General features: G+C 72.4%; 18 protein-coding genes and 2 pseudogenes. 10 read left to right on the top strand and 10 right to left on the bottom strand.

What is annotated here, in order from left to right; all coding sequences use genetic code 11:
- Positions 1-29: 29 nt before the first annotated feature.
- From ACN28F_RS09740 to ACN28F_RS09710, 7 genes and pseudogenes are all read right to left on the bottom strand, one after another.
- Positions 30-251, bottom strand: a pseudogene (locus ACN28F_RS09740) (succinate dehydrogenase/fumarate reductase iron-sulfur subunit); the annotation flags it as partial.
- 80 nt (positions 252-331) lie between these two features.
- Positions 332-1088, bottom strand: a pseudogene (locus tag ACN28F_RS09735) (succinate dehydrogenase/fumarate reductase iron-sulfur subunit); the annotation flags it as partial.
- Positions 1088-3025, bottom strand: a complete 1938-nt coding sequence (locus ACN28F_RS09730) for a fumarate reductase/succinate dehydrogenase flavoprotein subunit (protein WP_421357513.1) — start codon at positions 3023-3025, stop codon at positions 1088-1090. The gene ACN28F_RS09730 and the pseudogene ACN28F_RS09735, both read right to left, overlap by 1 nt.
- Positions 3026-3038: 13 nt before the next feature.
- The gene (locus tag ACN28F_RS09725) at positions 3039-3845 is read right to left on the bottom strand and encodes a hypothetical protein (RefSeq protein WP_289207710.1); all 807 of its coding nucleotides are present in this window, start codon (positions 3843-3845) and stop codon (positions 3039-3041) included.
- 477 nt (positions 3846-4322) lie between these two features.
- On the bottom strand, positions 4323-5783 hold the full coding sequence (locus ACN28F_RS09720; protein WP_421357512.1) for a TldD/PmbA family protein: 1461 nt from the start codon (positions 5781-5783) through the stop codon (positions 4323-4325).
- Positions 5780-7216, bottom strand: a complete 1437-nt coding sequence (locus tag ACN28F_RS09715; protein WP_289207708.1) for a TldD/PmbA family protein — start codon at positions 7214-7216, stop codon at positions 5780-5782. Before ACN28F_RS09715 ends, ACN28F_RS09720 begins: the two co-directional genes overlap by 4 nt.
- A gap of 25 nt (positions 7217-7241) precedes the next feature.
- A complete protein-coding gene (locus ACN28F_RS09710; RefSeq protein WP_421357511.1) occupies positions 7242-9365 on the bottom strand; it encodes a prolyl oligopeptidase family serine peptidase in 2124 nt (707 codons plus the stop codon).
- A gap of 78 nt (positions 9366-9443) precedes the next feature.
- On the opposite strand from ACN28F_RS09710, the gene mshB reads away from it, so the two are divergent.
- The 3 genes from mshB (at position 9444) to ACN28F_RS09695 (ending at position 11357) form a co-directional block, all read left to right on the top strand.
- Positions 9444-10337 (top strand): N-acetyl-1-D-myo-inositol-2-amino-2-deoxy-alpha-D-glucopyranoside deacetylase, encoded by an 894-nt coding sequence (mshB, locus tag ACN28F_RS09705; RefSeq protein ID WP_289207706.1) that lies wholly within the window; start codon positions 9444-9446, stop codon positions 10335-10337.
- Between the two features lie 23 nt (positions 10338-10360).
- Positions 10361-10819 (top strand): hypothetical protein, encoded by a 459-nt coding sequence (locus tag ACN28F_RS09700; RefSeq protein WP_289207705.1) that lies wholly within the window; start codon positions 10361-10363, stop codon positions 10817-10819.
- A 73-nt stretch (positions 10820-10892) separates the two neighbouring features.
- Positions 10893-11357 carry a hypothetical protein gene (locus ACN28F_RS09695; protein ID WP_289207704.1) on the top strand — a complete coding sequence of 155 codons (465 nt, stop codon included), beginning with the start codon at positions 10893-10895 and terminating at the stop codon, positions 11355-11357.
- Here ACN28F_RS09695 and ACN28F_RS09690 read toward each other — a convergent pair.
- Complete coding sequence (locus tag ACN28F_RS09690; RefSeq protein ID WP_421357510.1) at positions 11326-12447, bottom strand: GNAT family N-acetyltransferase; 1122 nt, start codon at positions 12445-12447, stop codon at positions 11326-11328. The two genes, ACN28F_RS09695 and ACN28F_RS09690, sit on opposite strands and share 32 nt — an antisense overlap.
- 80 nt (positions 12448-12527) lie before the next feature.
- Here ACN28F_RS09690 and fdxA point away from each other — a divergent pair, with 80 nt between their 5' ends.
- From fdxA to ACN28F_RS09665, 5 genes are all read left to right on the top strand, one after another.
- Positions 12528-12854: a ferredoxin gene (fdxA, locus tag ACN28F_RS09685; RefSeq protein ID WP_282225692.1), complete on the top strand. Its 327-nt coding sequence runs from the start codon at positions 12528-12530 to the stop codon at positions 12852-12854.
- A 20-nt stretch (positions 12855-12874) separates the two neighbouring features.
- Complete coding sequence (dapC, locus tag ACN28F_RS09680) at positions 12875-13996, top strand: succinyldiaminopimelate transaminase (protein ID WP_421357509.1); 1122 nt, start codon at positions 12875-12877, stop codon at positions 13994-13996.
- A 9-nt stretch (positions 13997-14005) separates the two neighbouring features.
- Positions 14006-14677 (top strand): SIMPL domain-containing protein, encoded by a 672-nt coding sequence (locus ACN28F_RS09675; RefSeq protein ID WP_289207701.1) that lies wholly within the window; start codon positions 14006-14008, stop codon positions 14675-14677.
- Positions 14678-14958: 281 nt separating this feature from the next.
- On the top strand, positions 14959-18105 hold the full coding sequence (locus tag ACN28F_RS09670; RefSeq protein ID WP_421357508.1) for a putative bifunctional diguanylate cyclase/phosphodiesterase: 3147 nt from the start codon (positions 14959-14961) through the stop codon (positions 18103-18105).
- Between the two features lie 248 nt (positions 18106-18353).
- Positions 18354-21773 (top strand): S8 family serine peptidase, encoded by a 3420-nt coding sequence (locus tag ACN28F_RS09665; RefSeq protein ID WP_289207699.1) that lies wholly within the window; start codon positions 18354-18356, stop codon positions 21771-21773.
- Between the two features lie 178 nt (positions 21774-21951).
- Here ACN28F_RS09665 and dapD read toward each other — a convergent pair whose 3' ends face one another.
- A complete protein-coding gene (gene dapD / locus ACN28F_RS09660; RefSeq protein WP_421357507.1) occupies positions 21952-22905 on the bottom strand; it encodes a 2,3,4,5-tetrahydropyridine-2,6-dicarboxylate N-succinyltransferase in 954 nt (317 codons plus the stop codon).
- A gap of 124 nt (positions 22906-23029) precedes the next feature.
- Between dapD and dapE the strand changes: the two genes are divergently transcribed.
- Positions 23030-24103: a succinyl-diaminopimelate desuccinylase gene (gene dapE, locus ACN28F_RS09655; RefSeq protein WP_289207697.1), complete on the top strand. Its 1074-nt coding sequence runs from the start codon at positions 23030-23032 to the stop codon at positions 24101-24103.
- Positions 24104-24158: 55 nt separating this feature from the next.
- Here the strand turns inward: dapE and ACN28F_RS09650 are convergent, their stop codons facing one another.
- Positions 24159-24311 (bottom strand): hypothetical protein, encoded by a 153-nt coding sequence (locus ACN28F_RS09650; RefSeq protein ID WP_282225699.1) that lies wholly within the window; start codon positions 24309-24311, stop codon positions 24159-24161.
- A 237-nt stretch (positions 24312-24548) separates the two neighbouring features.
- On the opposite strand from ACN28F_RS09650, the gene ACN28F_RS09645 reads away from it, so the two are divergent.
- Positions 24549-25460 (top strand): TIGR00730 family Rossman fold protein, encoded by a 912-nt coding sequence (locus ACN28F_RS09645; protein ID WP_289207695.1) that lies wholly within the window; start codon positions 24549-24551, stop codon positions 25458-25460.
- The last annotated feature ends 5 nt before the right edge of the window (positions 25461-25465 follow it).

Below are 25465 nucleotides of genomic sequence, written 5' to 3'. Positions count from 1 at the left end.
AGCGGTCCTGCGTCGGGTGCTGGCCGCGTTCAGCGGTCCTGGTCGGGGTGGTGGTAGTTCAGCGACTTGTCCGGCAGCGGGAAGGTGACGTCCTCGCCGAACGGCGACGGCGCGGCCGGCTTGTCGAAGGCCAGCTCGCTGATCGGCAGGTGACCCTTCTCGTCCACCGCCGCGGCCTGCGGACGGGGGACCTGCCGGTGCCAGTTGACGCCCCGGGCGGCGTCCGCTTCCGGGCTGTGGTCGCCGTCGGCCGGCACCGCGGTCGCCGCCACGGTGCCGACGGGCTGGTCGAGGCCGGACTGACCGAGCCCTGATCCGTTGTCCGCCGCGCCGTTCTGCCCCCGCCGGAAGATCTTGCTACCGAGCCACACCAGTGGATCGTACCGCCGGTCGACGACGCGCTCCTTCATCGGGATGATCGCGTTGTCGGTGATCTTGATGTGCTCCGGGCAGACCTCGGTGCAGCACTTGGTGATGTTGCAGTAGCCCAGCCCCTGCGAGGCCTGCGCGTACTGCTTGCGGTCGGTCTTGGTGTCCAGCGGGTGCATGTCGAGCTCGGCGGCGCGGATGAACACCCGGGGACCGGAGAACGCGGTCTTGTTGTCCTCGTGGTCACGGACCACGTGGCAGGTGTTCTGGCACAGGAAGCACTCGATGCACTTGCGGAACTCCTGTGAGCGTTCCACGTCGACCTGCTGCATCCGGTACTCGCCGGGGGCCAGGTCCTCCGGCGGGCTGAACGCCGGCGTCTCCAACGACTTCTGGTAGTTGAACGACACGTCGGTGACCAGGTCCCGGATCACCGGGAAGGTACGCAGCGGGGTGATGCTGATCGTCTCGTTCTCCTCGAACGTCGACATCCGCGTCATGCAGCCCAGCTTCGGCATGCCGTTGATCTCCATGGAACAGGAGCCGCACTTGCCGGCCTTGCAGTTCCACCGGCAGGCCAGGTCGGGAGCCTCGGTGGCCTGCAGCCGGTGGATGACGTCGAGGACGACCTCGCCCTCGTTCACCTCGACCTGGTAGTCCTGCAGCTCGCCGCCGTTCTCGTCGCCCCGCCACACCCTGAAGTGGCGATTCGTGCCCATCAGTTGTCCGCCTCCTCAGCGAGCGCGTCCTGCGCCAGCGCGTCGAACTCCGCCAGCTCCTCGTCGGTCAGGTACTTGGCCAGCTCCGCCCGGTCGAAGAGCTTGATCAGCTCGGGGCGCATCTTCGGCAGCGGCTTGTGTTCCAGCTTGACCGTCTCGCCGTCGAGCGAGCAGACCAGGTTGACCGTGCGCCACTGCGGGGCCATCGTCGGGTGGTCCTCCCGGGTGTGTCCGCCCCGGGACTCGGTGCGCTCCAGCGCCGCCTCGGCGGTGCACTCGGAGACGACCAGCATGTTGCGCAGGTCGAGCGCCAGATGCCAGCCGGGGTTGTAGCGCCGGCCGCCGGCCGCGCTGACCTTCGTCACCCGTTCCCGCAGCTCGGCCAGCTTGACCAGGGAATCGGCCAGCTCGCCCTCGCGGCGGATGATGCCGACCAGGTCGCCCATCACCGCCTGCAGGTCCTGCTGCAGGGTGTACGGGTTCTCCCCGGTGTCGCGCGACAGCGGCGCCAGCGCCTGGTCGACGGCGTGCTCGACCTCCTCGGCCGAGACCTTCGGCCGCCGGTCCAGACTCCCGGCGTACGCCGCCGCGTGTTCGCCGGCCCGCTTGCCGAAGACCAGCAGGTCGGACAGGGAGTTGCCGCCGAGGCGGTTGGAGCCGTGCATGCCGCCGGAGACCTCACCGGCGGCGAACAGTCCGCTGACCCGGCCGGTGGCCGCCGCAGTGTCCGGTTCGACCTCGACGCCACCCATCACGTAGTGGCAGGTCGGCCCGACCTCCATCGGCTGCTTGGTGATGTCGACGTCGGCCAGCTCCTTGAACTGGTGGTACATCGAGGGCAGCCGGCGACGGATCTCCTCGGCCGGCAGCCGGCTGGCGATGTCCAGCAGGACGCCGCCGGACTTCGTACCCCGGCCGGCCTTGACCTCGCTGTTGATCGCCCGGGCGACCTCGTCACGGGGCAGCAGCTCCGGCGGACGCCGGTTGTTGTCCGGGTCGGTGTACCAGCGGTCCGCCTCCTCCTCGGTCTCCGCGTACTGCTTGCGGAACACGTCGGGGACGTAGTCGAACATGAACCGCTTGCCGTCGGTGTTGCGCAGCACGCCGCCGTCGCCCCGGACCGATTCGGTGACCAGGATGCCCTTGACCGACGGCGGCCAGACCATGCCGGTCGGGTGGAACTGCAGGAACTCCATGTTGATCAGGTTGGCGCCGGCCCGCAGGGCGAGCGCGTGCCCGTCACCGGTGTACTCCCAGGAGTTCGAGGTGACCTTGTACGACTTGCCGACCCCGCCGGTGGCCAGCACCACGGCCGGCGCCTCGAACAGGACGAACTCGCCGCTCTCCCGGTAGTAGCCGAAGGCGCCGGCGACCCGGGGGCCGTCCGGACCGTCCTCCAGCATCAGTTCGGTGATGGTGGTCTCGGCGAAGACCTTGATCCGGGCGTCGTGGACGCCGTACTCCCGCTTGTCCTCCTGCTGCAGCGAGACGATCTTCTGCTGGAGGGTACGGATCAGCTCCAGGCCGGTGCGGTCACCGACGTGGGCCAGTCGCGGGTACTCGTGGCCGCCGAAGTTGCGCTGCGAGATCTTGCCGTCCTTCGTACGGTCGAACAGCGCGCCGTACGTCTCCAGCTCCCAGATCCGCTGCGGTGACTCCTTGGCGTGCAGCTCGGCCATCCGGAAGTTGTTCAGGAACTTGCCGCCGCGCATGGTGTCGCGGAAGTGCACCTGCCAGTTGTCCCGGCTGTTGACGTTGCCCATGGCGGCGGCCGCGCCGCCTTCGGCCATCACCGTGTGGGCCTTGCCGAACAGCGACTTGGAGATGATCGCGGTGCGCTTGCCGGCCAGTCGGGACTCGATCGCCGCCCGCAGCCCGGCGCCGCCGGCGCCGATGACCACGACGTCGTAGTGGTGTCGTTCGATTCGGGTAGTCATATCGTCCAAGCCCTTAGTTGAAGAACCGCAGGTCGCTGAACCAGCCGGCGGACAGCGCCATCACGTAGAAGTCGGTCAGCGCCAGGGTGCCGAGGGTGATCCAGGCCAACTGCATGTGCCGGACGTTGAGCTTGGAGATGAACGTCCAGATCCGGTAGCGCACCGGGTGCTTGGAGAAGTGCTTGAGCCGGCCACCGGCGATGTGCCGGCAGGAGTGGCAGGACAGCGTGTACGCCCAGAGCATGACCACGTTGCCGAGCAGGATGACGTTGCCCAGGCCGACGCCGAAGCCGTTCTCGCCGTCGAAGGCCAGTACCGCGTCCCAGGTGTTGATCAGCGAGATGATCGCGGCGGCGTAGAAGGCGTACCGGTGCGCGTTCTGGAAGACCAGCGGGAAGCGGGTCTCGCCGGTGTAGCGCTGGTGGCCGTCCGGCACCGCGCAGGCCGGCGGGCTGAGCCAGAACGCCCGGTAGTAGGCCTTGCGGTAGTAGTAGCAGGTCAGCCGGAACAGCAGCAGGAACGGCAGGGTCAGCGCGGCGTCCGGGATGATCCACCAGCCGGGCAGGAACCGGCCGAAGTGCGCGGCCTCCGGTACGCAGCGTTCGGTGACGCAGGGTGAGTAGAACGGGGTCAGGTAGTGGTGCTCCTCGACCCAGTAGAAGTCGTGCATGAAAACACGGACAGTGGCGTAGGTGACCCAGGCACCGAGTCCGATGACGGTGATGAGCGGGGGTAGCCACCACCGGTCGGTGCGCAACGTCTTCGCCGCGATGGCGGCGCGCGCCCGCGCCTGCCCCGGCGTCGTTGCCGTAGTCGTCATCCTGTCTCCCTGACGGGGCCCGACTTTCCCAAGGCGGACCCGGATATCTTCGGCCGGTCCGTGGCGAGCAGGGCAGAGCCCAGATTGCCGTGCGACCGCGTGCTCCAATCCCGCGCCGCGCGTTCGACGGCTGGCGCAGTCCGGTGCACACGTTACGCCCCGTACCGACGGACGTATGCGCAAGGGAGTCTCGCCGGTATCGCGTCGGTTACGAAAGCCCGGCCCGCCGCTGGGTGGGCGGATGTGCAGAACCTCACTGGATCCGTAGCGGCGTCGGTCACAGATCGGCCGTTGTCAACCGTCGGCGGGGTGGTCCGGCACCCACTGGTACGGGTGACGGGCGGCGCGGTCGACCAGCCCGCACCGCCCGTCGCGGACCCACCAGAGTGAGGTGTGCCTAACCTAAGTTATTGATCGAGATGTCGTCAACACCGACGGTCGCCGGCGGCACGGTCGGTCAGCCGGCGACCCGGATGGTCAGCCGGCGGCACCGCCGGTGATCTGCCAACTGGCCAGGTGCAGCGCCGGGGCGTGCCAGGAGGTGGCGTCCCAGGAGTCCGGCAGCCGGGTCAGCCGCGTACCCAGCCCACGTACCGCCCCCGGGGCCAGCGCCTCCGGATAGGACTGGGTGAACCGCAGGTTCGCCACCGCCGCGACGATCTCACCCGACTCCACCAGCCACACTCCGTTACGGGTCAGGCCGGTCACCACCAGGCTGCGTGGATCGAGCACCCGGGTGTACCAGAGGTCGGTGACCAGCAGGCCGCGCTCCATTCCACCGAGCAGCGCCGCGCTGCCGTCCGCCGCCGGCCCCGTGTCCGCCGCACCGGCACCGACCACCGGGGCGGCGTCCGCCGTACCGTCGCCGGCCGGACCCTGGTCGACCTGGCCGGCCGGGACCAGCCGCAGGTGCTGGGCCGCCGGCCCCCAGACCACGCTGCCCGGCACCGCGTGCCCGGTCGACGCCATCCCGGCCGCCGCCCCGGTCCGCCGGTCGTGGGTCAGCGCCACCGACCGGCCCGCGTCGACCAGCACCGTACGGTCGGTCGGCGTGCCCTCGGCGTCGAACGGCACCCCGCCGCCGACCGCCGGATCGTCGATCAGCGAGATCGCCGGGTCGAACTGCCGCTCGCCGAGGGTGACGAACGACCGCCGCTCGTGGTGCGCCTTGCCGGCGAAACCGTAGTGGGCCAGCATCTGCAGCAGATCCAGCACCGCCGTCGGTTCGAGCACCACCGGGTAGCGGCCCGCCGGCAGGTCGACCGGGTGCCGCCCGGCCCGCGCCTTGACCGCCGCCCGCGCGCCGAGCCGCGCGCCGTCGACGTCGGCCAGCCGGGCCGCCGCCAACCGGGCCACCCCGTCGACCCCGTCGACCCGGGCGATGCCGTCCATCGCCGCCTCCGCCGTACGACCACCGGCGGTCTGCCCGGCAGAATTGGCGAACCCGGTCGACCGGTGCACGGTACGGCAGTAGCCGGCGCATTCCAGGCCGTCGGCCGCGGCGACGAAGTCGCGCACCCGGGCGGCCCGCTGGTCCGGCCCGGCCTGGGCGGTCGCCTCGTCCCAGGTGCCGGCGGCGTGCAGCGGCGCCGGCCCGGCCAGCCCCGGCCAGGCCGAATCCGGCGGGCACAGCCGCGCGGCGGTCAGGGTGCGCTCGACCAGGTCGGCCAGTCCGTCCGGGCCGGTCAGCGTCGTCGAGCCGATCGCGGTCCGACCGTCGACGTGCAGCCGCAGCCACACCGTGGTCGTCGCCTCGGCCACGTTCTGATGGATGAACGAGTTGGCGAACCGGGTCAGCGCCAGCGCCCGGTGGTCGACGTACGCCTCGGCCTGCGCCTCCGGCCCGGCGGCCCGGCGGACCAGTTCCACCACCCGCACCGCCAGTTCGGTCTCGGCCGGCGACAGCGCCACCCCGGTCGTCCCCGCGTCCAGACTCATCCGCGCACCCCCACCCGGACGTCGGTGAACCGGGCCGGGGCCGCCGGATGCCCGGTGTGCCCGACCTGGCCGGGCTGGCCCTTGCCGCAGTTCGGCGTCCCCCAGGCGACGCTCTCCGACGACAGCATGTCCATCGACCGCCAGAACACCGGGCCGATCCCGGTGTACGTCGGGTTGCGCAGCATCCGCCCCAGCTTTCCGTTCTTGATCTCCCAGCCGATCTCGCAGCCGAACTGGAAGTTCAGCCGCTTGTCGTCGATCGACCAGGACCGGTTGAAGTCCATCAGTACGCCGTCGTCGGTCGCCGCGATCATCTCGTCCAGGGTGTGCGGGCCCGGTTCCAGGCCGACGTTGGTCATCCGCACCATCGGCAGCCGCGACCAGCCGTCGGCCCGCACACTGCCGCCGTGGTCGAGCCCGGCGACCGCCGCCGAGTCCCGCCCGGCCAGTACGCCGACCCACCGGCCGGCGCGTACCGCGTCCCGCTTGACCGCCGGGCTGCCCTCGTCGTCGAACCCGAAGCTGCCCAACGCCCCCGGGATGGTCGGGTCGATGGTGACGTTCATCAGCTCGGACCCGTACCGCAGGCTGCCCAGCTGGGCCAGGTCCAGCCAGGACGTCCCGGCGAACGCCGCCTCCCAGCCCAGGATCCGGTCCAGCTCGATGGCGTGTCCGACGGACTCGTGGATCTGCAGCGCCATCTGCTCCCCGCCGAGGATCAGCGTGGTCTCCCCGGCCGGGCACGGCGGCGCGGTCAGCAGCGCCCGCGCCTCCTGGGCGATCCGGGCGGCGTGCGCCGGCAGGTCCAGGCTGTCGACCAGTTCCCAGCCGCTGGTGCCGTACTGGCCCCGGTACGACGGATAGGACCGCCGCTGGGTCTCGCCGTCGCCGATCACGGTCGCCGAGAGCCCGGCCCCGCACTCGCGAAACCGCTGGTCGATCCGGTGGCCCTCACTGGAGACGAACCACTTCTCGGTGTCCCAGATCTGGTACAGCCCTTCGGCCAGGTCCGCGCCGTGCTCCCGCATCGTCGCGGTGGCCGACACCAGCAGGTCACCCTTGTCCGACAACGGCACCGCGAGCGGGTCGACCAGGCACGGGCTGGCCCAGCTGGCGGTGCCGGCACCGGCCGGCACCAGGTCGATCGGCGGCCCCGGGACCAGGGCGCTGGCGGCGGCGATCTTCGCGGCCCGCCCGCCGGCCGCGCGGGCGGCGGCTGGCGACGGATCCGGTACGGCGTAGAAGCCCCAGCTGGATCCGACGAGTGCCCGCACACCGAGCCCGGCGTCGCTGTGCTGGACCAGCGCCTCGATCTCGCCGTTGCGGGCGGTCATCGACTCGTACCGGCGGTGCATCAGCCGGGCGTCGGCGTACCGGGCGCCCGCGTCGAGGGCGGCCTGCACGGCTGCCGTCGCGACGTCGAAGTGGGTCATCGGTCGACCCTATTCGACAATCGGCTCAGCCGATCGATCCCAACGCCTGCCGGAGGAACTCCCGTTCCGCGCGGCGCACCGCCGCCGAGTCCGGGTCGGTGCCGGCGGCCACCGGCAGCACCGTGTGCGGCCGGCCGGTGGCCAGCAGCGCGGCCGACAACCGCAGGGTGTGCGCCACCGGGACGTCGTCGTCGTCGAGCGGGTGCACCAGCAGCAGCGGGCGCGGTTCGTCGCCGCCGACCAGCGGTTCCGCCGCGACCGCGACCAGACTGTGGTGCGGGTAGATCTCGCCGTCGGTCTCCGGCGCCCCCAGGTAGCGTTCGGCGTACCCGGCGCGCAGCAGGGCCCAGTCGGCGATCGGTGCGCGGGCCACCGCCGCCCGGAAGATGTCCGGCCGGCGCAGCACGGCCAGCCCCGCCAGCCAGCCGCCGAACCCGGTGCCCCGCACCACGACCTGGTCCAGGTCCAGGTCGGGGTGCTTGTCGGCGAGCGCGGTCAGCGCGTCGACCTGGTCGGCGAGCAGCACGTCGGCGAGCCTGCGGTGCACCACCTTCTCGAAACTCGGGGCGACTCCGGGCGTACCGCGGCCGTCGACGGCGACCACCGCGAACCCGGCGTCGGCCCACCACTGCCGGCCCAGCCAGTCGGCCCGCCGGGCCCGGACCTGCTGGCGGCCCGGCCCCCCGTCGAGGTCGAGCAGTACCGGCAGTCGCCGGCCGTCGACGTGGCTCTGCGGGTACAGCACGCCGGCGGGCAGCCGCCGGTCGGTGACCCGCTGCAGCGCCGGCCGGGGCGCGGTCGGGCCGAGGGCGGCCAGGCTGCGCAGTACGCCGATCTCGGTGTCGCCGCGCCAGATCGTCCACCGGGTGCCGTGCTGGTCCAGGGCGGCCGAGCCGACGGCGAGCACGTCGCCGCCGACCGCGCCGACGTGCCAGCCGGGTGTGCTGGTGACCCGGGCGGCGTCCAACCCGCCGGAGGAGGCCGCCGTGCGGACCCGGTACAGGTGCTGCTCGCTGGGCTCCCCGTCGCTGGCCTCGATCAGCAGGTCGGGGCTGGTCTGCCGGCCGGGCAGTCGACCCACCACCCGGCGTACGTACAGCGCGGCCGGGGTGAGCAGGGTGCCGTCGGCGAACAGGCAGCGGGCGTCGTAGCCGTCGTGGGCGAGTTCGCCGCCGACCAGCACCCGACCGTCGGCCAGGTAGCAGGGGGTGCCGGGGATCGGCTCGACCCAGCGCGGGTCGGCGAGTTCGGCGTGCACCTGGGTCTCGCCGGTGCGGGGGTCGATCGACAGCACCAGCCCGTGCTGCTGCATCCGGCGCAGCACGGTGATCAGTGGGCCGCCGTCGGACCAGTCGACCGACACCAGGTACGGGTAGGTCTCCCGGTCCCAGTGCACGTCGACCCAGCCGCCGTCGAGGTCGAGCAGGTGCAGGGTCACCTCGGCGACCGGTCCGCCGCACAGTGGGTACGGTGCGGTGCGGCCGGGCTGCTGCGGCTGCGCCGGGTCGGCGTACCGCCAGCGGGGCAACCGGGACCGGTCCACCCGGGCGGTGAGGATGGTCTGCCCGTCCGCCGACCACCAGTAGCCACGGTCGCGGCCGAAGTCGGCGGCGCCCGGGTCGGGCAGTGCCCAGGTGATGTCGCCGGCCTCGCCGGCGAGCAGCGTGTCACGGCCGTCGGGATGGATCACCCGCAGTTTGCCGGGGGCGGTCGTCGCCGGCCGGGTGGCGGTGTCGGCGGCGTCGCTGTCGGACACGTAGGCGATCCGTTCGCCGGTGGGGTCGGGCCGGGCGTCGACGGCGGTGCCGACCACCGGCACCTCGACGACGTCGCCGCCGACCAGGTCGGCCCGCCACAGCCGGCCGGCGAGGGCGAACACGGCGATCCGGGCGGCCGGGTCGGTGACGTAGCGGTCGATGGTGGCACCGCGCTGCGTCGTGCCACCGCGCTGTGCGGACAGGACCGTCGGGTCGGCGATCCGGCGTTCCTCGGCGCTGTCGGTGTCCAGCACCCAGAGACTGTCGGCCTCGTCGTGCGGCCCGGTGGAACGCAGGAACACGACGCGGGCGCCGTCGGCGCCGACGGTCACCGCCCGGGGCGCGCCACGGGCGGAATCACCGGTACGGACGGTCGATTGCGCAATTTCCACTCCCGGATCGTAGAACCGGCTGGTGCGCCATGAGACCGGTAATTCGCGCAGGTGCCCGTCCGGCGTAAAGTTCCCCGAGTGACCAACCTTGCCGCCGCCCATCGGCTTCTGCTGGTGCACGCCCATCCCGACGACGAGACGATCGGCACCGGTGCCACGATGGCCCGGTACGCCGCCGCCGGTGCCCACGTCACGCTGGTGACCTGCACCCTCGGCGAGGAAGGTGAGATCCACGTACCCGAGTTCGCCGGTCTGGCCGCCGGTGCCGCCGATCAGCTCGGCGGCCTGCGGATCGCCGAGCTGGCCGCCGCCTGCGCCGCCCTGGGCGTGACCGACCACCGGTTCCTCGGCGGTGCCGGCCGCTACCGTGACTCCGGGATGATGGGGTTGGCGACCAACGACCATTCGCGGGCGTTCTGGCAGGCCGACCTCGACGAGGCCGCCGGATACCTGATGGAGGTCGTGCGCGAGGTCCGCCCCCAGGTGGTGATCACCTACGACGACAACGGCTTCTACGGCCACCCGGACCACATCCAGGCGCACCGGGTCACGATGCGGGCGGTCGAGTTGGCCGCGGCCGAGGGAATCGCTCCCGACAAGATCTATTTCACGGCCATGCCGAAGAGCGTGCTGGCGGCCGGAATCGACGCTTTCCGGGGCGCGGCGAACAATCCGTTCGCCGGCGTGGAGCAGGTCGACGACCTGCCGTTCGGCACCCCCGATCCGGAGATCGCCGCCCGTGTCGATGGCACCGACCACTACCCGGCGAAGCTGGCCGCGATGCGGGCGCACGCCACCCAGATCCCGGCCGACTCCTGGCTGTACGCGCTGGCCGGCAACATCGGTGGCGAGTTCATGGGCATGGAGTACTTCACCCTCGCCCACGGCGAACGCGGTCCCGGTGAGGGGCCGTACGGCTGGGAGAGCGACCTGTTCGCCGGGCTGCCGGTCGCCGAGGTGCCGCAGCGGTGACCTGGCCCGGTGGGTCCGGTCCGATGTCCGCGACGCAGGAGCAGCCGGTGCCGGCGGCCGCGCCGACGGTACCGGGCCGGCTGCACCGGCTGGCGGATCTGACGGTACGGGTCCTCGGTGGTGCCGTCGCGGTGGTCGCGGCGGTGCTCACCGCGGTGCTGGAGTTGCAGTTCGCCACGGTCCGCCTCGGCGGTCACCTGGTCGGCCTGTCGGTGCTGCTGGCGGTGGTCGGCAACGTGCTGGTCAGCTGGTTCGCCATCCGGGCGGTGGGGGCCCGGTGGGCGGTGGCGGTGCCGGCGGCCGCCTGGTTCGCGGTGATGGTGCTCGCCGCCGGCGGGACCACCGAGGGGGACATCCTGCTGGCCGGGGACAACTGGGTCGGCTTCGCGACGATCTTCGCCGGGGCGATCGCGTACGCGGTGATCGCCTTCCGGGCGATCCTGTCGCCACGTCCGGCACCCGGCCCGGGTGCGCGGAGCTGACGCCGAAGGGTCACGGCTTCTACTATTCCCGGTACCGGGAGAGTGTTCCCGGTTCCGCATCCGGGAGGTGGAGATGAGGCAGCGGTGGCTGCCGGTCGGGATCCTGGCCGTCGGGTTGTTCGCGATCAACGTGGTGGCCCGACTGGTCGCCCGGTTCGCGTTCGGCACCGACACCGAGGCGCAGGACCGGCTGACGTTGGCGATGTTCGTGGTGATCGGGCTCGTGCTCGGTACGGTCGCGTTCGTCTGGGGCCGGCGCCGGCCGGTGGAGCGCTGGGGTGGCGACCTGGCGCTGGCGGTGCTGATCGGCCTGCTGCTGACCGTCCTGGTCGGCCCGTTCGTCAGCGGCGGGCATCCGTTCGCCAACGGCGCGGGTGCCTTCTTCTCACAGGTGTGGCTCTACGGCGGGTGTTCCGCCGGTGGCGCGCTGCTCGGCTATCTGGTGCTGATCACGCTCGGCCTGGACCACCGGTCGCAGTCGCTGCAGCGCTACGCCGAGACGAAGCTCAGCAAGCCCCGCCGGGTGGTGCGTCGCTGACCTGACCCCACGGCACGTACACGTGGTGGGTGGTGAAGCCCAGCCGGGTGTAGAGCGCCGTCGCCGGGTTGCGCTGCTCGACCTGGAGGAAGGCGCGTCGTGCGCCCATGTCGTCGTGCGCCCAGCCGGCGATCGTGCCCAGCAGATGGCGGGCCAGGCCACGACGCCGGGCGGCCGGGGCCACCTCCAGCAGCGACACGCCGCACCAGTGACGGTCGGCGCTGACCGTGGCCCGGGCCACGGCGATCAGGGTGCCGGCGTCGTGGATCTGGGCGAACCGGACGTGTGGCGCGCCGGTGAGCAGCTGGTGGGCGGCGGCCGGTAGTGACTCCCCGGCGGACTTGCGCGCCGCCACGACGCTCAGCCAGTCCGCGTCCGGTTCGTACGCCAGCCGTACCGGCGGCAGGTCGGCGCGGGCGGCCGTCGCGCCGTCGTTCATCGCGTCGGGGCCGGCGTTCATCGCGTCGGCTCGGGTGCGCAGGTCGGCCAGGTCGGCGGTCTGGACCAGTACCAGCGGCCGGGCCTGCCAGCTCCGGTCGGCGAGCACGGCGGCCACGTCGGCGGCGGCCGGCAACGGTACGTTGAACTGCGCCGGCAGGGCACGGGCGGCGTACCAGTCGGTCACCGCGTCGACCGCGTCGGCCAGTGGCCGGCCGGGGTCGCCCAGCGGTAGCGCGGTGTTGGCCCGACCGGTCCAGCCGTCGGCGGCCCGCAGCAGCCAGTCGCCGAGCCGCTGCTGCACCGGCGCCGGCCACGACTCGTTGGCCGCCGCCTCCAGTCGGTGTACCTCGGCCGGGTCGGCCATCGCCCCGGCTCCGGCCCGGCTTCCGGCGGTGGCTCCGGCCCGGCTTCCGGCGGTGGCTTCGGCCCGGCTTCCGGCGGCGGCGGCCGGTGCTGGTGGCACCAGTTTCGCCCGGTGCACCCGGGCGAGCGGGACCTGCCGGGGCCCGTGCCGGGTGAGCACCGTGAGGTCGGTCCCGGTCAACTCGACGAGCAGGCCGAGCAGGTCGGTGTAGCGCGGCCGGTCCGCACCGGTACCGGTGTTCGTGCGGACTACCACGCGGCGTCCCACATCTTGTCTCCGGAGCACGATCGACCCCCTCCCCGGCGAGATACTAGGCTCGTTACGGCCGCGGGCGATCGCGGCATGTCGTGCGGGAAGGAAGGCCAGTGACATACATCATCGCCGAGCCGTGCGTCGATGTGCTCGACAAGGCGTGCATCGAGGAATGCCCGGTCGACTGCATCTACGAGGGCAACCGGATGCTCTACATCCACCCCGATGAGTGCGTCGACTGCGGTGCCTGCGAGCCGGTCTGCCCGGTGGAAGCCATCTTCTACGAGGACGACGTGCCGGAGCAGTGGAAGGACTACACCACCGCGAACTACGAGTTCTTCGAGGATCTCGGTTCGCCCGGTGGCGCCTCCAAGGTCGGCAAGATCGAGAAGGACACTCCGTTCGTCGCGGGGCAGCCGCCGCGCGGGGAGGGGCACTGACCGCGACGCCGGCGGAGCTCGTGGCCGGGCGGCGGACCGTGACCGGTGGCGGATCCCTCGCCGCCGGTCTGCCGGACTTTCCCTGGGACCGGCTGGAGCCGGTCAAGGTCCGTGCCGCCGCCCACCCGGACGGCATCGTCGACCTGTCGGTCGGCACGCCGGTCGACCCGGTGCCGGCCACCGTCCAGGCGGCGTTGCGGGGCACCACCGACACCCCGGGCTACCCGCTGACGGCGGGTAGCCCGCCGCTGCGCGGGGCGATCCGCGACTGGTGCGTCCGGGAGTGCGGTGCGTCCGTCGACGGGCTCGGAGTGCTGCCGACGATCGGCTCCAAGGAGCTGGTCGCCTGGCTGCCGACGTTGCTCGGGCTCGGCCCCGGCGACGTCGTGGTGGTGCCGTCGGTCTGCTACCCGACCTACGAGGTCGGGGCACGGCTGGCCGGTGCCGAGGTGGTGCGGACCGATTCGCTCACCGCCCTCGGGCCGATCAGCCGGGTCGGTCTGGTCTGGGTCAACTCGCCCGGCAATCCGACCGGGCAGGTGCTGCCCACCGGCCACCTGCGCAAGGTCGTCGACTGGGCACGCGAGCGCGGCGCGGTGGTCGCCAGTGACGAGTGTTACCACGCGCTGGGCTGGGAGGCCGAGCCGGTCTCGGTGCTGCACGACGAGGTCTGCGGCGGGGACCTGACCGGTCTGCTCGCCGTGCACTCGTTGTCCAAACGCAGCAACCTGGCCGGGTACCGGGCCGGTTTCGTCGCCGGCGATCCGGCCCTGGTCGCCGAGCTGCTCGCGGTCCGCAAACATGCCGGGATGATCGTGCCGGCGCCGGTGCAGGCGGCGATGATCGCCGCCCTGACCGACGAGACCCACGTGGCCGACCAGCTGAAGCGGTACGCGGCCCGCCGGGAACTGCTCCGTACGGCACTGACCGGGGCGGGCTTCACCGTGACCCACTCGACCGCCGGCCTGTACCTGTGGATCACCCGGGGTGAGGACAGCTGGGCGACGGTCGACTGGTTCGCCGATCGGGGCATCCTGGCCGCACCCGGCGCCTTCTACGGACCTGCGGGGGAGCGGCACGTCCGGGTCGCGTTGACGGCGACCGACGAGCGGGTGGCCGCCGCCGTGGCCCGGCTCGGCTAGGCTGGTGCGATGGCGGGCGCTCCGGTGGTGGCGGTACGCGGCGAGGTGGTCCGTGAGGTCGCCCCCGAGCTCGCCCGGTTCGCGGTGACGGCCTCGGCACGTGGCAAGGACCGGCCGGGCACCCTGGCCCGACTGGCCGAGCGGGGCGACGCGGTGCGTGCCCTGATCGACGGGTACGGTCCGGCGATCGAGCGCCGCGAGTCCGGTGCCCTGCAGGTACGTCCGGAGTGGAAACGCTCCGGTGAGCGGGTCGCCGCCTACCACGCCAGCGTGACCACCACCGTCACCGTGGTCGACTTCACCATTCTCGGTGAGCTGATGCTGCGCCTGGCCGACCAGGACCAGGTGCAGGTCAGCGGTCCCTGGTGGGCGCTGCGGCCGACCAGTCCGGTGCACGGCCAGGCGCGTCGGGCGGCGATCGACGAGGCGATCGCCCGGGCCCGCGACTACGCCGAGGCCCTCGGTGCCGAGGTGACCGGGTTGGTGGAGCTGGCCGATCACGGCATGGCGGCACCGCAGCCGATGATGTTGCGCGCCGCCGGCCGGACGTTCGCCGCGACGGAGCTGGCCGCCGACGATGTCCCGCATCTCGACCTCGATCCGCAGACGCAGACGGTGCACGCCGTCGTGGAGGCCCGGTTCACCATCTCCGCCCCGGCGGTACTGGACCTGGCGCGGTGACGGCCGCGCAGCCTGGCGCGGTGACCGCTGCGCCGCCCGGCGCCAATGATCAGCCCAGGTGGTGCCGTATTACCGGACGGTCGCCGACGCAATCGGGAAATCGCATCCGGGTCCCTTACGACCCATCGTTCGACGACCATTGACCGGCAGAAGTATGGCCAACTCCTTGTCGGACTGGTAAACCGAGCGGTGGATGTGTAGCCGCGTGCCGGATGTGCGCCGGGCACCGGCGTGTCGACCGTCGTCCGGCGTTCGTCCGCGTCCGGCCAGAGGGGAGGCTCGTGTCGGTCCGAAAATTCACCGGCGCGTACGTCGGTGTGATGATCCTGTTGTCGGCGGGGATCTTCGCGGCCCCTGCCTGGCATCCGGTCCTCTGGCCGCTCCTCGGCGCGTTCAGCGCCGGTGGAATCGTCGTCGGCCTGCGGCGGCACCGGCCGAAGCGGCCGGCCGCCTGGTGGTGCCTGGCGGCTGCGGTGGTCGCTCTGGCCGCCGGCGACACGACGTACGCCCTGCGTCCCGGCGCGGTGCTCGCCGAGCTTTTCTACCTCGCGGTTTTCGTCCTCACCGCAGTGGGGTTGTTCCTGCTGACCCAGGGCAATCGGGAGATCGGCGATCGGGCCAGATTGCTCGACGTTCTCACATTTCTGTGCACCGCGGCGCTGCTCGCCTGGATCTTCATCGTCGGGCCGTACATCACCGCTGACGGTTTGAGCCCGGTCGAACGGTCGTTGCTCGCCGCGTACGCGCTCGGTGATCTGTTGGTCCTCGCGGTGACGATTCGGCTGCTGGCCACGAATCGTCGCACTCCGGCGCTGCTGCTGTTGCTGACCGGTGCGGCCGGGATGCTGGTCAGCGACATCCTGTACGGGCTGACCACGCTCGGCGGGCCGTGGCAGCCGGGCGGACCGATCGAGCTGGGCTGGCTGCTGCTCTACCTGACCTGGGGGGCGGCCGGGCTGCAACCGTCGATGGCGCAGCTGTCCGAGCCGGCCGAGCTGGAGCAGGGCAAGGTGAGTCGGCCGTGGGCGGTGCTGCTCGTCCTGGCCACGCTGATCGCGCCGACCATCCTGCTAGTCGAGTCGCTGACCGGGCAGGTCCGCGACGGCGCGATGCTGGCCATCACCTCGGCGGTGGTCTTCGCGCTGGTGCTCAGCCGGTTCGGTGACGTGCTGGCGGCGCACCGCCAGACGGTGCGCCGCGAGCAGGGGCTGCGCAACGCCTGCGCGGCCCTGGTCTCCGCCGCCGACGCGGCCGAGGTGGACCGGGCGGTCCGTGCCGGCCTGGCGCAGATCGTTCCGGAGGGCGTCGCCCACCGGCTGGTGCTGGTGGTCAACCGTGCCGGCGGGGTGCCGGCACTGGCCACCAGCATCTGGGGGCCGTCGGTGCCGGCGACTGCGGGCGACGCGCTGCTGCCGCCGAGCGCGGCGGTCCGGCGGTCCCGGATGCTGCGCCGGTCGGCCCTCACCCCGGGGCTGGCCCGGCAACTCGGGTCGTTTCCGTTCGCGCTGCTCTGCCCGCTGGTGCTGCCGGAGCGCCGCCCGACGACACCGGCGACGGTGCCCGCGCAGCCCGGCCGGCGGCCCGCCGGCGTCAACGACGTCGCGGGTCCGCGCGCCGGCGTGCTGCTGGTGGCGGCGGAGACGCCGGTCCTCGGTACGCTGCGCGACAGCATCGAGGTGCTGGCGAGTCACGCCGCGACGGCGCTGGAACGGGTCCGGCTCAGCGACGAGATCAACCGGCGCGACGCCGAGGCGTACTTCCGCACCCTGGTGCTCAACAGCGCCGACATCATCCTGATCGTCGACGGGCAGGCCCGGATCCGGTACGCCAGCCCGGCGGTGAGCACGGTGCTCGGCCGCCCGGCACCGGACGGCGGACCGGTGACCGACCTGGTGGACCCGGAGGATCACGACCGGGTGATCGACGGACTCGACCTGGTCCGGACCTCCGGCGAGCCACACGACTGGCAGGACTGGCGGTTGCGGCACGCCGACGGCAGCACCGTACAGGTCGAGGTGAGCTGCCGGGACCTGCGGTCGGACCGCACGGTACGGGGCCTGGTGCTGACCCTGCGCGACGTCACCGAGCGGCGGCGGCTGGAGCAGGAGCTGACCCACCGGGCGTTCCACGATTCGCTGACCGGGTTGGCGAACCGGGTGCTCTTCCACGACCGGGTGCAGCAGGCGGTGGCGCGGGCCCACCGGGGCGGGCACACCGTCGGTGTCCTCTTCATCGATCTGGACGACTTCAAGGTCGTCAACGACACCCTCGGACACCAGGCCGGCGACGAGTTGCTGGTCGCGGTGGCCAACCGGTTGGCGGCGACGCTCGGATCGGCCGACACGGCGGCCCGGCTCGGCGGGGACGAGTTCGCTGCTCTGATCGACGACGCGGTCGACGCGGCCGAGGTGGAGCAGGCCGCCCAGCGGGTGGTGGCGGCCTTCGCGGAGCCGTTCCGGCTGGCCGGCCGCCTGGTCGGCGGCGCGGTCAGCGTCGGTGTCGCCACCACCGAGGACGCTGGCGGCACCGACGACCTGCTGCGCCACGCCGACCTCGCGCTCTACGTGGCGAAGGGGGCGGGCAAGGGACGCTGGCGGCGCTACCAGCCGGCCCTGCACGTCAGCCTGGTCCGGCGGATGGAGCTGCGCACGACGTTGGAACGGGCGGCACCGGAGACCGACTTCGTCGTCGAGTACCAGCCGATCGTGGAACTGGCCACCGGCAGCGCGGTCGGCCTGGAGGCGTTGCTGCGGTGGCAGCACCCGACGCTGGGGCTACTGCGCCCGGACCAGTTCATCGACGTGGCCGAGGAGACCGGCCTGATCGAGTCGATCGGGGACTGGGTGCTGCGTCGGGCGTTCGCGGCGGCCGCCCAGTGGCAGGTGGGTGCGGCGCCGGGGGACGCGCCGTACATCAGCGTGAACGTCTCGGCGCGGCAGTTCCGGGTCACCGGGTTCGTCGGCACGGTACGTCGGGCGCTGACCGAGGCCGGCCTGCCGCCGGAGCAGGTGATGCTGGAGCTGACCGAGAGCCTGCTGCTGGGCAGTGAGGACGACATCTGGTCCGATCTGGCGCAGCTGCGCGAACTCGGGGTACGGATGGCCATCGACGACTTCGGCACCGGCTTCTCGTCGTTGAGCTATCTGCGGCAGCTGCCGATCGACGTACTGAAGATCGACCGGTCGTTCACGGCGGAGATGGCCTTTTCCGCGCGCCAGCGGTCGCTGGTGGACGGGATCATCCGGCTGGCGCACAACCTCGAGCTCGCCGTGGTGGCCGAGGGGATCGAGACGGTGGCGGAGCGGAATCTGCTCGGCGATCTCGGCTGTGGTTTCGGGCAGGGCTATCTCTTCTCCCGGCCGCTGCCGGAGCCGGCGGCGGCGGCGTGGGTGGCCGGCGGCCGGCCGGTGGGCTCGGCCCGTCCGTAGCCGGCCCGTCCGTAGCCGGCCCGTCCGTAGCCGGCCCGTCCGTAGCCGGCCCGTCCGTAGCCGGCCGTCTGCTGGGCGGACGACTGGGCGGACGGCTGATCGTTCCTGGGTGGTCAGTTGATCACTGCGCGTCGATATCGGTCCCTATTGTCCCGAGTTTTGGGGCATCGACATACATACTGAATATGCAATCCTGGGGCTTCGGATCACGACCCTGACGTCACTCGACGTCTACCGGGGAGGTTCAGTTGCATCCAGTCAGGAGAACGACCGCCGCCACCCTCGCCGCCGTCCTGGCGACGAGCCTGATCGGCGTCGGCGGGGCCGCACCCGCCGCCGCCCGACCGTCCAGCCCGGCCGCCGCTGGCGCGGCGTCCCCAGCCGCCGTCGACCTCGGCGCCACCACCGTCACGCTGATCACCGGTGACCGGATCACCGTGACCGACCGCGGCGCCGCCGTCGCACCCGCCCCCGGCCGCCGCCACCTGCGCTTCCACACCTACCAGCTCGCCGACGGCCGGTACGTCGTCCCGACCGACGCCCAACCGCTGATCCGCGCCGGGGTGCTCGACCGACGCCTGTTCAACGTCACCAACCTGATCACGTACGGCTACCACGACGCCGCCACCGACCGGCTGCCGCTGCTCGTCGAGTACGCCGGCCCGGCCACCGCCGCCCGTCGGGCGACCGGCGCGCTCGCCGGCACCCGGATCACCCGAGACCTGCCCGCCATCGGCGGGGCCGCCGTCAGCGCCGACAAGGCCACCGCCGGCGACCTCTGGACGGCGGTCACCGGGGCCACCGCCGGGTCGCCGACCACCGCGTCCCGCTCGCTGGCCGCCGGATCCGGGATCGCCCGGATCTGGCTCGACGGCAAGCGGCGGCTGCTGCTGGAGCACAGCGTCGGCCAGATCGGCGCGCCAGCGGCCCACGACGCCGGGCTCACCGGTGCCGGGGTGACCGTGGCCGTGCTGGACAGCGGCGTCGACGCCGACCACCCGGACCTGGCAGGCCGGGTCGCCGACGCGGAGAACTTCACCGAGGACCCGGACCCGGCCGACGTCGTCGGCCACGGCACCCACGTGGCGTCGATCATCGCGGGCAGCGGTGCCGCCTCCGAGGGAGCCAACCGGGGGGTCGCCCCGGACGCCACGATCGTCTCCGGCAAGGTCTGCGAGTCCTACTGGTGCACCGAGTCGGCGATGCTGGCCGGTATGCAGTGGGCCGCCGCCGACCAGCAGGCCACGGTGATCAACTTCAGCATCGGCGGCCAGGACACCCCGGAGATCGACCCGCTGGAGGAGGCGGTCGACACGCTGACCGCACAGACCGGCGCACTGTTCGTCATCGCCGCCGGCAACTCCGGCACCGACGCCAGTATCGGCTCCCCGGGCAGCGCCGACGCGGCGCTGACCGTCGGCGCGGTGGACCGCGACGACACCCTGGCCGACTTCTCCAGCCGGGGCCCGCGCACCGGCGACGACGCGGTCAAACCGGACATCACCGCGCCGGGCGTCGGCATCGTCGCCGCCCGTGCCGCCGGCACCACGCTGGACACCCCGGTCGACGCGCACTACGTCGCCGCCTCCGGCACCTCGATGGCGACGCCGCACGTCACCGGCGCGGTCGCGTTGCTGGCCCAGCGCCGCCCCGGCTGGTCGGCGCAGCGGCTCAAGGCCGCGCTGATGGGCGCGGCGGCACCACAGCCCGGTACGGGTGCCTACCCGCAGGGGGCCGGCCGGGTCGACGTGGCCCGCGCGATCACCCAACGGGTCGTCGCCACCCCGGCGAGCGTCTCCTTCGGCCGTACCGCCTGGCCGCACCACGACGACGAGGCCGTCACGAAGACGGTCACCTACCGTAACACCACCGGCACCGACCAGACCCTGGCGCTGGCCGTCGACGCCGTCGGACCAACCGGTACGCCGGCACCGGCCGGCGTGTTCAGCGCGGGCGCGACCGAGGTGACCGTACCGGCCCAGGGCACCGCCGAGGTCGTCGTCACCGCCGACACCAGCGTCGACGGGCCCGACGGCTACTACTCGGGCCACCTGGTCGCCACCGGCGCCGACGGGGTCCGCGTCGTCACCCCGTTCGGCGTCAACCGCGAGGTGGAAAGCTACGACCTGACCCTGGCGCACCTGGACCAGACCGGGGCCCCGACCGACGCGTACTGGACCGTCGCGATCGGGCTCGACCAGCCGTACGACGCGATGCCGTGGCGCGCCGACGGCTCCGGATCGGTCACGGTCCGGCTGCCTGCCGGCCGGTACGGCCTGTCCAGCATGATCGAGCGCCGGATCGGCGAGGGCGACGACGCCGAACTCGAGCTGGCCGTCCTGGTCCGGCCGAACCTGAAGGTCACCGCCGACACGGCGGTCACCTTCGACGGTCGGCGCGGCCAGCCGGTACGGGTCACCGTGCCGGAGCCGACCGCCCGTCCGGCCCTGGTCGACGTCGGTTTCGCCTACTGGACCCGGAACAACGCCGGGGCCGGGGTCGGGCTGCTCTCGGACACCTTCGACGGGCTGACCGCCGGCCAGTTCGGTGCCCCGCCCCGGCGCGGGGAGTTCGCCGCCACCATCGCCAGCCAGTGGCTGCGACCGGACGGCGCGGACGGCTTCGTCGGCAGCCCGTACTTCTACGGCCTGACCGAGCACTTCGTCGACCAGTTGCCGACCGGGTTCACCCGGCACTACCGCCCGCGTGACCTGGCCACCGTGCGGCACCGGTTCCGGGGCGTCGCCCACGGTGACGCGACCGACCGGACCGTCTTCGGCAGCCACGGCGAGCGCGACCCCGGCGGGTGGGCACTGGTCGCCCCGGTCGAACTGCCCACCGTACGGGTGGAGCACTACAGCGTCGCCGACACGTTGACCTGGAACGGTTACCTGGAGTTTTCCCGGAAGGTGCCCGGCCAGCAGTGGGGCGAGCTCACCGCGATGTTGACCTCCATGCCGCAGCGGTACCCGCCGGGACGGCAGATCCAGGACACCTGGAACGTGGCACCCTACGGGCCGGTGTTCGCCGACACGACGTACCCGGGTGGCTGGGTGCGCCGCGACGGTGACGTGATCGCCGTGGAGGTGCCGCTGTTCGGTGACGCCGACGGCCATCCCGGATCGGCGTTGACCGACAGCGGGCGGACCGCGCTGTACCGCGACGGCAAGCTGGTGGGGGAGAGCGAATACCCCGGGTACGGCTGGTTCGAGGTGCCCCGGGCGGAGGCCGAATACCGGCTGGAGGTCGCCGCGACGCACGACGTCAGCGACTTCTCCACCTCGGTCAGCGGGGTGTGGACCTTCGCCTCCGGGCCGGTGACCCGGGGTCAGGTTGCGGCGCTGCCGGTGATGGCGGTGCGGTTCGCGCCGGCGGTGGACGCGGGCAACACCGCCCCGGCCGGCCGGGCGGCGCAGATCCCGTTCACCATCGCCCACCAGCCGGGTGTGGCCGGCATCGGGGTCCGTAAACCGGTGGTCGAGGTCTCCTACGACGGCGGCGACAGCTGGCTGCCGGCGCAGGTACGGTCGGCCAAGGCCGGATGGACCGCGTCGGTGCACCATCCGGACGCCGACGGGTTCGTGTCGCTGCGGGCCTCGGTTACCGACCGGGACGGCAACACCGTGCAGCAGACGATCATCCAGGCGTACCGGATCACGGTGCGCTGACCCCTCGTCCCCGCCCACCCCGCTCCCGCCCGCCCGCCCCGCCCGCCCCGCCCCGCTCTCCGCGATCTTGCGCTTATCGAGAACTTATGTCCAGATTGTCCGTCGATAAGTGCAAGATCGCGGGGGTGAGGGGTGGGTGAGGGTGGGGCGGCGGAGGGGTGGGGGCAGGTGGGGGTGGTCAGTCGTTGGCGTGCAGGGCGGCGTTGAGGGTGATCCCGGCGCCGGTGCGGGGGCGGGCCTCCAACCCACCGGTCACCGAGTTGCGCCAGAACAGCAGCCCGTCGACCCCGGACAGCTCGCGCGCCTTCACCACCCGACCGTCGGGCAGGGTGACCTTTGAACCGGCGGTGACGTAGCAACCGGCCTCGACCACGCAGTCGTCGCCGAGGGAGATGCCGATGCCCGCGTTCGCGCCGAGCAGGCTGCGTTCGCCGATCCGGATCTTCTCGGTGCCGCCGCCGGAGAGGGTGCCCATGATCGAGGCGCCGGCACCGACGTCGGAGCCGTCACCGACGACGACCCCGGCGACGATCCGGCCCTCGACCATCGAGGTGCCCAACGTGCCGGCGTTGAAGTTACAGAAACCTTCGTGCATGACGGTGGTCCCGGCGGCCAGGTGGGCGCCGAGGCGGACCCGGTCGGCGTCGGCGATGCGCACCCCGGACGGCACCACGTAGTCGGTCATCCGGGGGAACTTGTCCACCCCGTACACGGCCAGGTGCCGCCCGGCGGCCCGCTCGACGATCCGCAGCTCGTCGACCCGCTCCGGCGGGCACGGCCCGGCGGAGGTCCAGGCCACGTTGGCCAGCTGGCCGAAGACGCCGTCCAGGTTGAGCTCGTTGGGCCGGACCAGCCGGTGTGACAGCAGGTGCAACCGCAGGTACGCGTCGGGGACGTCCTTGATCGGGTCGGCCAGCGAGCCGATCTCGACCACCACGACCTCGGTACGCAGCCCCGGCAGCGCGCGTGGGCCGACCACGCCGGCCGGCAGCTCGCCGGGCTCACCGGCCGGTGCCGGCGGGCGTTCCCCGAGGCCCAGCTGACGGGCCGGGAACCAGGTGTCCAGCACCTGTCCCTGCTCGGTACTGGTGGCCAGGCCGATGCCCCAGGCGGGCTGCGTCGAAACCGTCACCGAACTGTCGCCTTCCGATCGTGGTACGGGTCACCGCCGGCCGTGGTCCGGGTGCGCGGTCGATCCGGGCGAACCGGGCGGTCAGCGGACGGGCCGGCCCTGTCGAGACGGTACCGTGCCAGCCATGGACAACCCGCTGACCCCCGAGGTCCTGGCCGATCCGGTGACGCTGACCCGTGCGTTGGTCGACATCGAGTCGGTGTCGCGCAACGAGCAGCGGATCGCCGACTGCGTCGAGCAGGTGCTGGCCGGGGTGCCGTGGTTGACCACCCGACGGTACGGCAACACGGTGATGGCCCGTACCGAACTGGGCCGGGCGCAGCGGGTGGTGCTCGCCGGGCACCTGGACACGGTGCCGTTGGCGGACAACTTTCCGTCCCGGGTGGAAGGCGGGTCGATCCACGGCTGCGGCACCTCGGACATGAAGTCGGGGGTGGCGCACGCGCTGCACCTGGCCGTCACCGTGGACGCGCCCCGGTACGACGTGACGTACCTGTTCTACGAGGCCGAGGAGATCGACTCCCGGTTCAACGGGCTGCGCCTGGTGGCGCAGGCGCACCCGCAGTGGCTGGCCGCCGACTTCGCGGTGCTGCACGAGCCGACGTACGGCCTGGTCGAAGCCGGCTGCCAGGGCACGTTGCGGGCGATGGTGGTGACCACCGGTCGCCGGGCGCATTCGGCCCGGTCCTGGCGTGGCGTCAACGCCATCCACGCCGCCGGTGAGGTGCTGCGGCGGCTCGGGGAGTACCGGGCCCGCGAGGTCACCATCGACGGCTGCCACTACCGGGAAGGGCTCAACGCGGTCCGGGTCGAGGGCGGGGTCGCCGGCAACGTGATCCCGGACCGGTGCGCGGTCGAGGTCAACTTCCGGTTCGCCCCGGACCGTGACGAGCAGCAGGCGCAGCAGCACGTCCGGGAGGTCTTCGACGGTTTCGCGGTGGAGATCGTCGACTGCGCCGGCGGCGCGCTGCCCGGCCTGACCGCAGCCCCGGCGCGGGAGTTCCTCGACGCGGTCGGCCAGCCGGCGGTGGCCAAGCTGGGCTGGACGGACGTGGCCCGGTTCGCCGCGCTCGGCATCCCGGCATTGAACTTCGGCCCGGGGGACCCCAACCTGGCCCACGCCCGGGACGAGCGGGTGGAGATCGACAAGATCCGCGAGGGCGCCGCGACGCTCCACCGCTGGCTGGCCCCGGCGTGACCGCCGGGCCGGTACCTGCTGGCTGGCCCCGGCGTGACCGCCGGGGCCGACCAGTTCAGCGCAGTAGCAGCGACTCGGACTCGGTGACCGGGTCGGTCGCCGGCTCCACCGGGTCGGGCCGCCCCCCGGCCACCCGACGCTCGGCGACCACGGCCCGGATCCGACGGTGCATCTGACGGCGGACGCGGATCAGTTCGCTACGTGTCATCATTGTTGCTCCTCCCCCCGAAGGCACCTCGTGCGACGTCCTCCCCGCCGCACGGGCGTTCCCAGTATCTGCCAATGAAGACGTAAGCGCAGCCGATTTGGTTGCACCTCACGCCGAATTCGCGGAAATCCGTCCGGTCCGCGACAGCTCCGGCGGCGGCGACCCGGACCGGTCCGGACTGGACACGCGAGCGCCCGGACCGACGCTGTCGCGATATCGCCCACTACGGTTGGTCGGATGGACCATCGACTCAACGGGCCCACGGCAGGTGACGAATCGGTTGCGCCGTCGGACGAAACCCTTGCGGCGCCGGCGGAATCCGGCCCGGAACGGCATCGGGGTGCGGTGACGCTGCGCCGGGAGGCGGTCCGGCGCGGCACCGCCGATCAGGGCCTTCTCGATTCGCGGGCCCGGGCCCAATGGCAGACCAAGGACTCCTGGCGGGCGCTACGCATCCTGTCGGAGTTCGTCGAAGGGTTCGACACCCTGGCCGATCTGCCGCCGGCGGTCAGCGTATTCGGATCCGCCCGTAGCGGGCCGGACAGTCCGGAGTGCCGGCTCGCCGAAGAACTGGGCGCGGCGCTGGCCGCCGCCGGTTACGCGGTGATCACCGGCGGTGGTCCGGGCGTGATGGAAGCCGCGAACCGGGGAGCCACCACCGCCGGCGGGGTCTCGGTCGGGCTCGGCATCGAGTTGCCCTTCGAACAGGGCATCAACGAATGGGTCGAGGTCGGCATCAACTTCCGCTATTTCTTCGCCCGCAAGACGATGTTCGTCAAGTACGCGCAGGCGTTCGTGGTGCTGCCCGGTGGGTTCGGCACGATGGACGAGTTGTTCGAGGCGCTGACCCTGGTGCAGACCGGCAAGGTGACCCGCTTCCCGGTCGTCCTGATGGGCACCGGGTACTGGGCCGGCCTGCTCGACTGGCTGCGTGACACCATGCAGGAGCAGGGGAAGATCGGCGCGGCCGACCTCGACCTGCTCTGCCTGACCGACGACGTGAACGAGGCGGTGCGGCACATCGTCGACGCCGACGCGGCGCTCGCCGCCGAGCAGGCCTCGCTGCGTGAGACGGCGTCGGCGCAGGCCGCCGCCGAACGGCAGGCCGACCACCGGGGTCCGGCCGGTGATCACCGGCCGGCGGGATGAGGGGA

Source organism: Solwaraspora sp. WMMA2101 (genome assembly GCF_049179175.1).
Classification (GTDB): Bacteria; Actinomycetota; Actinomycetes; order Mycobacteriales; family Micromonosporaceae; genus Micromonospora_E.
This window is presented reverse-complemented; position numbering and strand designations above follow the sequence as displayed.

Bases quoted from the DNA above. Each gene is read 5' to 3' on its own strand.
- ACN28F_RS09715 (WP_289207708.1), bottom strand. From the start codon at position 7,216: ATGACCCACTTCGACGTCGCGACGGCAGCCGTGCAGGCCGCCCTCGAC.
- ACN28F_RS09725 (WP_289207710.1), bottom strand. From the start codon at position 3,845: ATGACGACTACGGCAACGACGCCGGGGCAGGCGCGGGCGCGCGCCGCC.
- ACN28F_RS09645 (WP_289207695.1), top strand. From the start codon at position 24,549: ATGGACCATCGACTCAACGGGCCCACGGCAGGTGACGAATCGGTTGCG.
- ACN28F_RS09650 (WP_282225699.1), bottom strand. From the start codon at position 24,311: ATGACACGTAGCGAACTGATCCGCGTCCGCCGTCAGATGCACCGTCGG.
- ACN28F_RS09730 (WP_421357513.1), bottom strand. From the start codon at position 3,025: ATGACTACCCGAATCGAACGACACCACTACGACGTCGTGGTCATCGGC.
- ACN28F_RS09700 (WP_289207705.1), top strand. From the start codon at position 10,361: ATGTCCGCGACGCAGGAGCAGCCGGTGCCGGCGGCCGCGCCGACGGTA.
- ACN28F_RS09675 (WP_289207701.1), top strand. From the start codon at position 14,006: ATGGCGGGCGCTCCGGTGGTGGCGGTACGCGGCGAGGTGGTCCGTGAG.
- ACN28F_RS09695 (WP_289207704.1), top strand. From the start codon at position 10,893: ATGAGGCAGCGGTGGCTGCCGGTCGGGATCCTGGCCGTCGGGTTGTTC.
- ACN28F_RS09720 (WP_421357512.1), bottom strand. From the start codon at position 5,783: ATGAGTCTGGACGCGGGGACGACCGGGGTGGCGCTGTCGCCGGCCGAG.
- dapE (WP_289207697.1), top strand. From the start codon at position 23,030: ATGGACAACCCGCTGACCCCCGAGGTCCTGGCCGATCCGGTGACGCTG.